The following is an 11345-nucleotide window of genomic DNA, read 5'->3' as shown; positions in this document are numbered from 1 at the left end:
CCAACCATCAAGGATCGCGACCCGCTACTGGTCGACATCACGATCCGGGAGTTCACGGGTGATGGCATCTACCTCTTCTCCCACGACGAAATGCTGTACGTGAAACGCCTGCAAAAGAAAGGCAAGGATCGCTTCAAGATGATCTCGGACAACAAGCACCACGACCCCGAGGACATACGAGTGGATGACACCCACATCCTAGCTCGCGTGCTTTACGTGTGGAACGGGCAGCCGGTGTGACGCTATGACCCTCACTAAACGCTACCAACCGCTGCGCCGCGACCTGAAAGAGGCTGCGGCATTCTCAAGTAGTCGGGAGTCGATCTGATGAAGGGCGCCGTGCGACTGTCTGAGGATGGCCAGTAAGATGAGGTTAGGGAGTTGCTGGAGATCGCGGCGAGTTACCTGGCTGTCGAGGGATATGCAGATGAGGTGAAGAGGGAAGCATTTCGAGAACGCAGTAACCAATCGGAATAAGTGAATATACAATTCAAGGATGTGAAATGAGCGGCGAAGACTCTAACGTTTCTTTTGAAGATGTTCCGGTGCTAGCTGACATTGAGTCGATTGTCTGCCGCCCAAAATATCAATCCTCTCTTTATTTTGTACCCACACACAAGGACAGGAACTTTGGAAGCATCGTCGCCCCTTACCATCTAAATGGAAAAACGATTAAGTGTGGAATATCGGACTGCGGAAAGCCGCACTTACACGGCTACCTTATTACTACTAGTGACGAACAAGAAACAAACATAGGCAAAGACTGCGGTACAAAGCATTTCAAAGCAGACTTCTCGTCAGAAATGAAAAGGCATGATGAGCTATATAGCAGAAGACTCAAAGTAAATAGGATACTTGAGCTTAAGGCAGTTGCTCCATCAATGCTCGCGACAATATCCAGCCTACAACAACAATATTTATTTCTTAAATCGCTTCGCTTCAAGCTTCGAGGGGCATTTTCTGCGGCTGACAGCAGCCGGCTTGATCATAAACTAAAAACCCGAGATCCAGGGCTCTATAGGTATGAAGCTAGATCCCTAGCCGAGAGAGAAGCTTATCTTGAGACCAACCCTGCGGCGAAGAAGTCGGGTGCTGTGCCACCAAAACAGATAAAGATTGGCGAAATAGCGGGATTCAGCTTTTTAGGCGCTTCTTACAAGGACGAAGAGATATTTAACTTTATTAATCCATTAAAAAACGTTATAGCCGCAAGCGAAGTTGAAATACATCAATGGCGCGCAGGGGAAATTAGCAAAACTCACGCATGGATTAGTTTAATCCCAAAAGGCGTCGCTCGTATTGAAAGCCTTATTTCTAGCGGCAATGATTTTTTCACATCCAAGAATCTTGAAGATCTTTTGCTAATAGGGATTTCAAAAGACAGCCTATCTCCAGCCATAAGTGAGATACGAAGGGTCATGTCTCTTTCTGGACGGAGATTGTAGCGCTTTCTATTTTGGCATTAGATAGCTTTTGGCAAAGATTGCTCATAAGCTCCGGCGATGGAAGTCCAACCCAGAGCAGGGCCTGCTCATGATGTAGTGGTTCGTAAGTAGCGAATAAATAGAACCCTGGCTCATCACCTAGGTTTTTCCATGTCGCAACCATAAATCCTTCGCATGGGCTGTAGATTAGGCACTCCTGATAATCTCTTGGCTTGCATAACGAGGTAAGGTTTAGGCTCTGAACCGCTGGGGTGGATTTCATCTATCACCTTTAGGAATCTATTCTTAAAAATGCATTCCTTAGTAGAATATACCAAAATGGCTCCGGAGCAGGGTCTCTTACATATGACTTCCCCGCCATAACCTGTAGCCCGCCACTGAGCGGGCTTTTTAGTGCCCGTCAGAACGGGGCCAACTCCTCTTCAGGCTCAAACTCAGCCTCTCCTTTTCCCGCCGTATCCAACTCCTGTTGCTCCCATCTCACCGTCACGCTGCCGTCGTCATTGAGCGTCAGTTCGAGTTCGTCAGTTTCAGCGATCACGCTAAGCACTTCTTCCCATTCCCGATCACCGTCCGTGTCCAGGCGATGAACAGTTACCTCACGCCGCTCCTGCGCGATCGGATGATTGATCATCGATGAAACTCGCAGGCTGAGCCGCTCTATCCCGGTCATACCGCTGGCTTGTGGTGGTTTTACATTTCCGTGGACTGCCATAAACATCTCCTTAACAAATACTGTATATAAATACAGGATAGGCAAAGCTTAACGTCTCGATCTGGAAATGCAACCCCCTCAGCCGCTGACTTTCGCCGGAGAAGAAATTTGAAAATAATTAGGCATTACCTATTTACAGAAATTAGGCATTGGCTTATCGTTCACCCATCGCAGCGACACAGCCACTGCGAAGGGCCTCGAAAGGGTCCGCTCCGATTCGGAGTCGCTCTTTAAAAATTCAGAACACGATCCTGCTGCGGAAATAACAGCGGGGCCGCCTGTCCGGCAAGGACAGGGAGGGCCGATGCAAAGGCTCTGTCAAAAACTAACGATTGGCCGCTACGCCTCTACTGGAGACCGGCGATCTGATCTGACCTACCGCCACGGGAGTGACTTTGGCGCTGGGAGGAAACGCAGGGAGAACCTGCGGCAGACGAGGGATACCGAACTGGCGAATGACCCAGATATGCGTAGCGAGACAGATTTCCTCGATGCCCTTCTTACGAGGGGTATCAGGGAAGTCAAACCGGGGTAAGGAAATGAACGAAGAACAGATTGAGCGAGTTCGACAGATTGTTCTTGAGCTGTCTGAAAAAAGCGGCACCAGTTTTGATACCGCCTTTGAGTCAGCTATTGGCGTAATGAGGTATCACGCGATTGATGTTGTGCCCTGGGGCAAGTCAGCCGCCGGCGGGTCAGGCCTCGTAAAGGAATGCTGACCACTCACTCCCTTCAACACGGCATAGAAAAATTGAAGCAGCGCCTCGCGAAGTAAGCGGATCAGAAATAGATTTGACTCTGTCTCTCAATACAGAGGTGCTTAGGGCGCTTGCTCCAAAGTACGTGCCTATCGGCATGTCATAAGTTTTTCCGTCATCAAACTTAACCGTCCGCTTCAGGCCTAAAGCAGCCATTTTTTCGTGAAGATCGGCGTAGTCCTCGCCATCGGCCCTGAACAGCTCAACTCGAGCCATGTATTCCGCCATAACTGCATTCCTTGTTTCGACTGTGGAGGTCGAAGCATATGGGTTTCCCTCGACTGTGGAAAGCGAGGAAACAGGGAGCCTGCCCCTGTAAAAACAGGCGACCACATTCGATTCAAGCCGGTGACCGACGCCAGTAGCGGGCCACGGCGGAAAGTTTCACTGATGCGCCTGGTGACGGGTGCATTGGGAAAACAACCGAGGCAATGACCATGCTCAATATCAACGAAGCCGAACTGAAAAAATCCATCGTGGCAAATGTCGCCGACCAGTTGCTGCGAGAGGACGAAGACCTCTCCGAGATGGTCGCGAAAGAAGTGAAGAAACGCATCGACAAAATCTTCGACGAGCGCGTGACCTCGCAGATTCAGAAGGCGATCGACGAAACCATCAACGGTTCGTTCGAGCGTGAATATCGCCGGGTGAATCAGTGGGGTGATCAGGAAGGGCCGTCCACCACGCTCCGCAAGGAGCTGGAAACAACCGTCACTGCTTACTGGAACTGCAAGGTGAACCCTGGCGATGGCAAGCCAGCATCCAGCTCGTACAACACTGTGACGCGCGCCGAATGGCTCATGACCAAGATCTGCGCCGAGGACTTCACCAAGCAAATGCAGACCAGCGTCAACGCTGTGACTGGCGCACTTAAGGACGGCCTGCGTAACCAGTTGGCCGGCCAGATGGACATGATGTTGAACAACCTGTTCCACATCAAAAGCCTGCAAGACCAGGGCAAGGTCGAGAAGCCGTACTGAGCATCACTTCTGCCCATTCACTGGGTGGGCAGATGGATGTGACAGGCCTCAGTTGTTCTCGTTTTCTTCGGCCACTCGTCGCTCTTCGGCCAGCTCCGATTTTGCATCCTTCAACAGAGCAATCAGGTCGTCGACCTCTTCGTCAGCAAAAATCAGCACGTGCTCTTCACGGCCCCCCTGATCCTGTTTGATGCAGATGTTCCCGGCGTCAGAGATGTACACCTCTGCCCCGTATCGCGGCTCAATTTTTCCAACCATGGAGTGCACCTATGCGATTTACCTACGAAGTGAAGGGTGGAATGTACATCTACAAGGGTCCGAGTGGTCACGGCGGAATTGCTTACTCCCTCGAGCAAATCAACAAGCGGCTAACAAAAGCTTACGGCGCCGCCGGCTACGAGCTGGTGAAGTCCTGACCAACCAGCGCCACGACAGCCTGTCGTTAACTGCCCGATCCTCTCTATGAGAGCGCACAGTCTGGAGGGTACATGAAAAAGCAGCGTCTTGTTTATGGCGTTGGCCTGAACGATGTCCCGATGTCGGCAGGCCGGGCGGAAAGCAACAGATTCAAGCACGACCCGATCTATGCAAGATGGTCTGACATGCTCATGAGGTGCTACTCGGAGCGATACCAGGCCAAGTACCCAACCTATCGCGGCTGCACGGTCGTGGAAGAGTGGAAGAGGTTCTCCGCTTTCAAAGGCTGGATGGTCACTCAGCGCTGGGAGGGAATACATCTCGACAAAGATTTTCTGGTTCCCGGCAATCGGGTCTACGGACCGGATACATGTGCGTTCATACCACAGTGGTTGAACCTCTTCTTCGGCACCAATCAGGCGACACGGGGCGAGTGGCCGATAGGCGTTGCCTGGGTCAATTGTAAGTGCGACAGGAAGTTCGCCGCATCCCTGAATGTCGATGGCCTGCGCGTGACACTTGGCAGGTTCCACACCCCGGAAGAGGCGAATCAGGCCTACCGGGAAGCCAAGCACCGCGAGCTTCTAAAGCGGATTGAGCAGTACAAGGCTTGCGACTCTCAGGATCCTCGGGTTCTCACCGCCTTGAGTGATCGCGCAAGAGAGTTGCTTGCCAATGAATTGGTCGGCTTCCAATAGCGGCCATAGATGCGGACGAAACTGCGGCCTATAACCGCCCACCTGCATTGCAGATGAACCGCCGAGCGCGGGAATTGCCCATCCGTCCCCGGATACCTGATCGCGGCTAGAGCTGAAAGCGCGACGAGGTGATAACGCCGGGAGCAGGAACGGTTCGCCTAGCCTGCCATCTGCACAATCAATAGGTGGCCACTGCCTGCCCAGTGAGCGAGCAATAGGAGCTACCGACATGAAGTAGCCGAACGATTCACCTGCGTGGCGCAGCAAGCCTGAAGGCTGCGCCCAATACTCATACAGGCAGCGGACAGTAGGTCGTCGATGTCACCGCGCATCGGCCGGAATTCCGGTAGGCCACCCCAGCGCACCAGGACAACTTGACGCTGCAAACCCAGGCCGTCGCCAGTAGCGGGCCTGGGGCCTATCTCTCAATCGGAGCCGCCACATGGAAAAGCTTCAAGTCCAAACGGACAACGGCTGGACCTTCGTCTTTTGCTTCATCGGGAAGACGTTGAAAACGACTGACAACCGCGACCATGCCCTTCCGCGCAAATGCCCCGAACTTGCGGGCAGAATTCTTGAGGAATTCGAAAAGGAATTCCCTGAACGGAAATTCCGGCTGGCCTGATCGGGCCGGCTGCACCCTCCTCCCGACACCACCCGCATGCACTCCCCTCCGCGCCCATCGGCAACCAGCGGGAGGCATGAGTGTTGAACGAATACAGGTGAACCAAATAAGCGGAGCAAATCATGAGTAAAGAAATCAGCTTTCTCGCACAACAGGTTTCTTCGGAAGCCGGTTATTTCCAAGACCGACAGCGCCACTACATGACAAAGGTTTCCGCCACGCTGGCAAGTATTGAAGAGAGTGAAATCCTTGCTGAGTTCACACCTGAAGAGATTTTGCAGGTGCACGACCGTGACGCATTCCTTGAGCTGATCGGCGAGGAATATGCCTGCAATTATTTCCTCGTTGCGCCAGAAGATTCCCCCTTTTAACCGGGCGAACCAACGAATGGAGAGAGTCATGAGCAAAGATGATGGCGGGCCGGCCTTTCCCGCGCCCGAAGCCGCTGTTGCACGATTTGGCGATGCCAATGCCGATGCATTCCTCGGCATGACCCTGCGCGATTACTTCGCAGCCAAGGCGCTTGCTCCAGCATTTCCCGGCATGAGTACCCGCGACGTGCAGTACGCCGCCGAGTCTGCGTACGCAGTTGCCGACGCAATGCTCGCCGCCCGTTCCGCCCAACCCCAAACACTGGAGGTCGCCATGAGCGATTTCGGATATTGCGAGGGCGACGCGTGCGCCCGTGATGGCTGCGCAGGCGTCATCGAGCTGGAGCAGGTAAAGGACTGTAGCTGCCATTTGAACGCGCCATGCTGGCGTCATCAGGAAGCCGATATGTGCTGCACGAAATGCGGATGGCGGGCTGCTGATGATCCTTTGTGCGTTCGCGAAATCGCAACCATCAGCATGGGCGATCTTCCCCGCATAGAAACAAGGCCTCGCGTCCTTGATCCCACAAAAATCGACTGGGTGGCAAAGCTCCACAGCAGCAGCTCCATGATCAAGGAGGGCGTCTTCCCAATCGGAACGCTTGTCTCGGATGTGGAGAGGGTGGTGCGCGGCACCTTCGGCGGCAGATTCGAACGCTTCAACGAAGACACCGGCCACTTCAAGTACATCGCTTACACCGACTGATCCGGCACTCTGGAGGCGACCATGAACGCAGCATTGAAGATATGCCAAGGCCGTTACGACGCGCAGTTGCCGCCCCCAGTGAGCGAGTCGGCCGTAGAGATTGCACGCGCCGAGTGGCTGTACAACGCAACAGAGCAGCTTGTCCGCTTCCGCACTGATGTGAAGTTTCAGCGCTGGATGAGAAAGTCGCAAGGCGTGACCGTTGCTCAACTGGCTCTGGCGGTAGATGAGCATGTGAATAGTCGTCTTGAGGACTGCAAAGTCAGCTCCTCGGCGCTTGGCTGGCTGCTGTTAACCGCTGGCGACAAGCCCGACAAGAGCGCGATCTCCGAACTGCTCGGCCCAAGCGACAATCATTTCGGAAAGCTTGGCGAAATCGCCGAGAGCTTACTCCGACCCCTTTTCGATGACGCACTTGCCGCCCAGGCCGAGGATGACTCGTTATGAGCCCCCACGTCTTAATCGGACAAGAGCTTGAAGCGCTTGAGAGCCCGGAAACGCTGATCAGTTGGTCAGTAATGATTCAAAAAACGCTTTCAGAAATGATGCTGGACGGACGCCTCAGCGTCGAAGAATTCAATCACTACTGCTGCCGACTCAACAAGATTGTTGAGAAGCGCAAGGAGTTGTTATGAGCACATCACCAGTTAAATCACTGATCGACGAACAGATTGAAGAGATTGAGCGAGCGCTTATAGTCCTTGGGGCTGGCTTGCCGCGTGATCTACCCGTTTCGGCACTGCCGCCAAATCTTGCTGAAGCAATTAAGGGTGGGCGGATTGCCGTAAGGGCTCGAAAGCAGGTGGCGCCATGAGGGTTTTATTCTGGCTTCTAGCCGCCGCCGCTCTAGTTCTTCTTCTGCAATACAGTCTTTTCAAAGAAAACGGTGAGCCGAGACAGATTATTTCGTCTGAGCATGATGCAAGGGTTGGCCCATGACCTCGCATCAGCGCACTCGCCGACTTTTGATTTTGCGCGGCTCATTCACATCTATCGCATTCTTCACTCTCTTGATGTTGCTCAGCGCTCTCGCTGATCGAATTACTTCGTAGGAATCAATCATGCAAATCGATCCTCGGGCAAACGCCCCTGAGCGTATTGCTGCGCCCGCACCGCTGCCTCACATCAGCCGCCGCGCACTCAAGCGCGTGAAAAACCCACTTCCGGCGCCGACCGAATGCCGGTACTGCGGTGACGACGTGAATCTGGTGCGTAATTCTGAAATCTACAACGGGCGCAGCTATGGAGACTGGCCGTTTGCGTACCTATGCCAAGGCTGCCGGGCATATGTAGGCCTGCATCCGGACACGGACGTGCCGCTGGGCACCCTGGCCGACGACAAGCTTCGAGCAGTGCGCAATCGCAGCAAATCAGTATTCCACGATCACATCAAGGTATCCGCTCTGGGCAGGTCTGCCGCTTACAAGTGGCTCGCCAGCCAGATGGGCATCGATGTGGGCGTCTGCCATTTCGGCTGGTTCGAAGCCGAGGCCTGCGCGCAAGCGGAGGTGATTGTCAGGAAGGCCGCTACGCCGACCGCCATGGCCAAGGCATTCGCCAAGGCTCAATAACCCACAACTTTCAACGCTGCGCGTGTCGCGGCAGGGAGTCACCGTGTCCGCAGTAATGAAGCAGGACGACAACACGCCTGCGATGTCGGAGGTCGCGCTCGTTGAAGTGCTGAGCAGCAGCCTCTATCCCGGCGCCGAAAAGAACTCAGTCGTGATGGTGTTGGCTTACTGTCAGGCGGCGCACCTGGACCCAATGTTGAAGCCGGTGCACATCGTTCCGATCTGGAACTCGAAGACGAAAAAGATGCAGGACACTGTGATGCCTGGCATCGGCCTGTACCGCATCCAGGCAGCGCGCACCGGCCAGTACGCTGGAATCAGCGAACCTGAATATGGCCCTCCAGTAACGGCCAAGTTGAGCGGCGTCGAAGTCACGTATCCCGAATGGTGCCGCGTCACGGTCAAGCGGCAGATGAGCAACGGCCTGGTTGCCGAATACACGGCCAATGAGCGCTGGCTCGAAAACTACGCGACGTCGAGCAAGGACACTGCGGCGCCCAACGCCATGTGGAAGCGCCGAGCATTTGCCCAGCTTGCCAAGTGCGCGGAGGCCCAGGCCCTGCGAAAAGCTTTTCCTGAAGTCGGTTCGGCCCCCACCGCCGACGAGATGGAAGGCAAAGCATTCGAGGAGCCGGCGCGCGATGTCAGCCCACGACAGAAAGCCCAGCCTGAACCGGAAGCGTTGCCCGCCTACTCCGACGATTTGCTGACCGAGAACATCGTGAAGTGGCAGCCACTAATCGACTCGAACCGCACCAGCCCTGAACACCTCATTGCGACCATCAGCAGCAAGTACACGCTGAGCCCGGCGCAGATTGAAAAAATCACCAACCTCAAGGCCCTCGATGGAGACGCAGCATGAAAATTCACAACGTAGCTCAAGGCTCCGCCGAGTGGCTTGCCCTTCGCGCCAAGTTCCGCACCGCCTCCGAAGCCCCGGCAATGATGGGCGCATCGAAGTACCAGACCCGCACCGATCTGCTCGCAGCCAAAAAAACCGGCATCACGCCCGATGTCACGCCGTCTCAGCAGTTCATCTTCGACAAAGGCCACGCCACTGAAGCGCTAGCCCGCCCACTGACTGAGGCGTTGATCGGCGAAGAGCTGTATCCGATCGTAGCGACCGAGGGCAACCTGCTGGCTTCCATGGACGGCGCCACGATGCTCGGCGAGACCCTGTTCGAGCACAAACTGTGGAATGAGTCGGTCGTTGCCCAGGTGAAGGCTGGTGACCTGGCTCCGCACTACTACTGGCAGCTTGAGCAGCAACTGCTGGTGAGCGGCGCTGAGCGGGTCATCTTTGTTTGCTCGGACGGCACGCCGGAGAACTTCGTGCACATGGAGTACCGGCCTGTCGCCGGGCGCGCGGCCCAGTTGATCGAGGGCTGGAAACAGTTCGACGCAGACCTTGAGGTATTCGAGCCGCAGGCCACCGTGATCGAAGTTGTAGCGGCCACAATCGAAACCTTGCCAACGCTGTCCGTTCAGCTCGAAGGTGCGGTGAAATCGTCCAACCTTCCAGCATTTAAAGCCACTGTGATGGCTCGCATCCAGGCCATTAACACCGACCTGCAGACTGACCAGCACTTTGCTGATGCGGAGGAAATGGTCAAGTTCTGCGACAAGGCCGAAAAGAACATCGACGTCGTTAAGGTGAATGCGCTGGCCCAGACAGCGAGTATCGACGAACTGTTCAGGACGCTGGATACAATCCAGGAAGAGTTGCGGAAAAAACGCCTGATGCTCGACAAGTTAGTGAAGGCACGCAAAATCAGCATCCGCGACGACATCGTGATGGATGCAAAAAAGTCGCTTCAAGCGCACGTTGACCAAATCAACGCGTCGCTGGGCGGCAACGCGCGCATCCAGGCAATTCCTGCCGACTTCGCCGGCGCCATCAAGGGCAAGAAGACGATCAGCAGCCTGCGCGATGCCGCCAACTCCGAGCTGGCTCGGTCGAAAATCGCTGCCAGCCAAAGCGGCGACAGCATCCGCGTCAATCTCAACAGCCTCACCGAGTTGGCCGCCGACTACATGTTTCTGTTCAATGACGTGCAGCAGTTGGCCCTGAAAGCGAACGACGACCTGGTGTTGCTGATCAATGCGCGAATTTCCGAGCATCAGAAAGCCGAAGAGGTGAGGGCCGAGGCACAGCGCGAACTGATCCGCAAGCAGGAACTGGAGCGAATCGCCGCCGAGCAGGAAGCCGAGCGCCTGGCGGCCATCAAGCCAGAACCGGTCGTGGAGAAAGTGGCGACACCTGAGCCTGTCCGCACCGCTCTGGTCAAGGCCGCGCCCGTCGGCCAGGCCACAAAGCCTGTGGCGAGCCACACGGTGGAGCAGGTAGCTCTGCAGGCCAGCGTGACGGACTTCGAGGCTCTGGTGAAAGCAGTGGCTTATGGTCAGGCGCCGATCACCGTCCTTTTGGTCAACTGGGAAGCGCTCGACGCAATGGTCGCGGAACAAGGATCAACCTTCAGCATGGCCGGGGTGACACTGGCAAAGGCGGCAGCATGATCAGCAACCACCTCAGCCTGGTCGAGCATCATCGGCCAAAGGCGGACGCCATATCCGAGCAGATCGCCCAGTTCCTTGCAGCCGGCGGCCATATCGACGAGCTGCAAAGCCCGCCGCGCAATCCGATACCGCCGCCCCGCTCCACCCGGATAGACCCTGAAACGATCCTCAAGCGCAAACCCAGGCCTCTGTCGCTGGCCGAGCGCCGCGCCCTACGCAAGATGGCGGACTCGCTATGAAGTCGAAACGCAAACCCAACAACGGTTTTGTCCGGGCTGAACGCAGTTGCCGGGCGCTGCTGCGCACCAACCACGTCGCGGTGGTGAACATCGACCCCAGCGGCACGCAGATCATGGCGAACTGGAAGAGCTGCAAGCAGATCCGCAGCCTTGCGGTCGCCAATGCCATTTTCGATTTCTCCTACCACTGGACGATCTACATCGCCGCCATGTGCCGAGACGAGCGCGGCGCCGAGTACATCAAGTCGGTGGAGATATCGCCCGAGGGCATCTACAAGGTCGAGCGCCTGACGGATGCCATAG

General features: G+C 55.5%; 20 protein-coding genes. 17 read left to right on the top strand and 3 right to left on the bottom strand.

The features are described 5' to 3' along the window. Both BMX68_RS24415 and BMX68_RS24410 read left to right on the top strand, forming a co-directional pair. Nucleotides 1-240 (top strand): S24 family peptidase (locus BMX68_RS24415; protein ID WP_143063361.1); only part of this gene is annotated, 240 nt, incomplete at its 5' end. Between the two features lie 263 nt (nucleotides 241-503). Further along, nucleotides 504-1445, top strand: coding sequence for a hypothetical protein (locus tag BMX68_RS24410; protein ID WP_017133291.1), 942 nt, complete (start codon nucleotides 504-506; stop codon nucleotides 1443-1445). Between the two features lie 400 nt (nucleotides 1446-1845). On the opposite strand, the gene BMX68_RS24405 is transcribed toward BMX68_RS24410, so the two are convergent. Then, entirely contained in the window at nucleotides 1846-2160 is a 315-nt protein-coding gene (locus BMX68_RS24405; RefSeq protein WP_017133292.1) for a DUF1654 domain-containing protein, read from the bottom strand. 539 nt (nucleotides 2161-2699) lie between these two features. On the opposite strand from BMX68_RS24405, the gene BMX68_RS25740 reads away from it, so the two are divergent. After that, nucleotides 2700-2879, top strand: coding sequence for a hypothetical protein (locus tag BMX68_RS25740; protein ID WP_143063360.1), 180 nt, complete (start codon nucleotides 2700-2702; stop codon nucleotides 2877-2879). Here BMX68_RS25740 and BMX68_RS24395 read toward each other — a convergent pair. Further along, nucleotides 2856-3146, bottom strand: coding sequence for a hypothetical protein (locus BMX68_RS24395; RefSeq protein ID WP_017133294.1), 291 nt, complete (start codon nucleotides 3144-3146; stop codon nucleotides 2856-2858). The two genes, BMX68_RS25740 and BMX68_RS24395, sit on opposite strands and share 24 nt — an antisense overlap. Nucleotides 3147-3355: 209 nt before the next feature. On the opposite strand from BMX68_RS24395, the gene BMX68_RS24390 reads away from it, so the two are divergent. Continuing rightward, entirely contained in the window at nucleotides 3356-3898 is a 543-nt protein-coding gene (locus tag BMX68_RS24390) for a hypothetical protein (RefSeq protein ID WP_017133295.1), read from the top strand. A 48-nt stretch (nucleotides 3899-3946) separates the two neighbouring features. Here the strand turns inward: BMX68_RS24390 and BMX68_RS24385 are convergent, their stop codons facing one another. Continuing rightward, on the bottom strand, nucleotides 3947-4156 hold the full coding sequence (locus BMX68_RS24385; protein WP_017133296.1) for a hypothetical protein: 210 nt from the start codon (nucleotides 4154-4156) through the stop codon (nucleotides 3947-3949). Nucleotides 4157-4167: 11 nt separating this feature from the next. On the opposite strand from BMX68_RS24385, the gene BMX68_RS26065 reads away from it, so the two are divergent. The 13 genes from BMX68_RS26065 to BMX68_RS24325 form a co-directional block, all read left to right on the top strand. Further along, entirely contained in the window at nucleotides 4168-4314 is a 147-nt protein-coding gene (locus BMX68_RS26065) for a hypothetical protein (RefSeq protein WP_017133297.1), read from the top strand. Between the two features lie 72 nt (nucleotides 4315-4386). After that, the gene (locus BMX68_RS24380) at nucleotides 4387-5013 is read left to right on the top strand and encodes a hypothetical protein (protein ID WP_017133298.1); all 627 of its coding nucleotides are present in this window, start codon (nucleotides 4387-4389) and stop codon (nucleotides 5011-5013) included. Nucleotides 5014-5455: 442 nt separating this feature from the next. Further along, nucleotides 5456-5638, top strand: coding sequence for a hypothetical protein (locus tag BMX68_RS24375; RefSeq protein WP_017133299.1), 183 nt, complete (start codon nucleotides 5456-5458; stop codon nucleotides 5636-5638). 122 nt (nucleotides 5639-5760) lie between these two features. Next, nucleotides 5761-6009 (top strand): hypothetical protein, encoded by a 249-nt coding sequence (locus BMX68_RS24370; protein WP_017133300.1) that lies wholly within the window; start codon nucleotides 5761-5763, stop codon nucleotides 6007-6009. Nucleotides 6010-6037: 28 nt separating this feature from the next. Continuing rightward, nucleotides 6038-6715: a hypothetical protein gene (locus tag BMX68_RS26540; RefSeq protein ID WP_017133301.1), complete on the top strand. Its 678-nt coding sequence runs from the start codon at nucleotides 6038-6040 to the stop codon at nucleotides 6713-6715. Nucleotides 6716-6736: 21 nt separating this feature from the next. Beyond that, nucleotides 6737-7162, top strand: a complete 426-nt coding sequence (locus BMX68_RS24360; protein ID WP_017133302.1) for a hypothetical protein — start codon at nucleotides 6737-6739, stop codon at nucleotides 7160-7162. Beyond that, the gene (locus BMX68_RS24355) at nucleotides 7159-7350 is read left to right on the top strand and encodes a hypothetical protein (protein WP_017133303.1); all 192 of its coding nucleotides are present in this window, start codon (nucleotides 7159-7161) and stop codon (nucleotides 7348-7350) included. Before BMX68_RS24360 ends, BMX68_RS24355 begins: the two co-directional genes overlap by 4 nt. Next, nucleotides 7347-7529, top strand: coding sequence for a hypothetical protein (locus tag BMX68_RS24350; protein WP_017133304.1), 183 nt, complete (start codon nucleotides 7347-7349; stop codon nucleotides 7527-7529). The genes BMX68_RS24355 and BMX68_RS24350 overlap by 4 nt, the downstream gene beginning before the upstream one ends. 247 nt (nucleotides 7530-7776) lie before the next feature. Continuing rightward, on the top strand, nucleotides 7777-8286 hold the full coding sequence (locus tag BMX68_RS24345) for a zinc-finger-containing protein (protein ID WP_017133305.1): 510 nt from the start codon (nucleotides 7777-7779) through the stop codon (nucleotides 8284-8286). Nucleotides 8287-8341: 55 nt separating this feature from the next. Continuing rightward, complete coding sequence (gene bet, locus BMX68_RS24340; RefSeq protein WP_017133306.1) at nucleotides 8342-9148, top strand: phage recombination protein Bet; 807 nt, start codon at nucleotides 8342-8344, stop codon at nucleotides 9146-9148. Continuing rightward, the gene (locus BMX68_RS24335; protein WP_017133307.1) at nucleotides 9145-10803 is read left to right on the top strand and encodes a YqaJ viral recombinase family protein; all 1659 of its coding nucleotides are present in this window, start codon (nucleotides 9145-9147) and stop codon (nucleotides 10801-10803) included. The genes bet and BMX68_RS24335 overlap by 4 nt, the downstream gene beginning before the upstream one ends. After that, a complete protein-coding gene (locus BMX68_RS24330) occupies nucleotides 10800-11042 on the top strand; it encodes a hypothetical protein (protein WP_017133308.1) in 243 nt (80 codons plus the stop codon). Before BMX68_RS24335 ends, BMX68_RS24330 begins: the two co-directional genes overlap by 4 nt. Next, nucleotides 11039-11345 (top strand): hypothetical protein (locus tag BMX68_RS24325; protein ID WP_074862752.1); only part of this gene is annotated, 307 nt, incomplete at its 3' end. The genes BMX68_RS24330 and BMX68_RS24325, both read left to right, overlap by 4 nt.

The organism is Pseudomonas agarici (genome assembly GCF_900109755.1).
In the GTDB taxonomy this organism is placed as follows: Bacteria; Pseudomonadota; Gammaproteobacteria; order Pseudomonadales; family Pseudomonadaceae; genus Aquipseudomonas; species Aquipseudomonas agarici.
Note: the sequence above shows the minus strand (reverse complement) of the source record. Positions and strands in the feature narration are given on the sequence as shown.